This window comes from Vibrio sp. 10N.222.49.C9, from assembly GCF_041474985.1.
Lineage (GTDB): Bacteria > Pseudomonadota > Gammaproteobacteria > Enterobacterales > Vibrionaceae > Vibrio > Vibrio crassostreae_C.
In genome coordinates, this window is record NZ_JBFRVD010000361.1 from 1 (window position 1) to 229 (window position 229).

Annotated in this window: 1 pseudogene; it reads left to right on the top strand. The window is 45.0% G+C overall.

Annotated features, from left to right (window positions below):
- Nucleotides 1-229: pseudogene (locus AB4585_RS23505) on the top strand (DNA topoisomerase III); the annotation flags it as partial.

Consider the following 229-nt stretch of genomic DNA (forward strand, 5'->3'; position numbering starts at 1 on the left):
CAACCGTTGTGATACCAGATATCTAACCGACGAAAAGCACGCAGAAGCTCCGCAGGTCATTGCAAACCTTGCAACCATTCCTGCATATACCTCTGTTGCCAATATGGTAAACCCAAGCATTAAAAGCAGAGCATTTAACACTGCCAAGACCACGGCTCACCATGCCTTAGCCCCTACAGGAAACGTCTCGCAGTATGAAAAATTCTCGAGAAATGAGAAGGTTATTTAT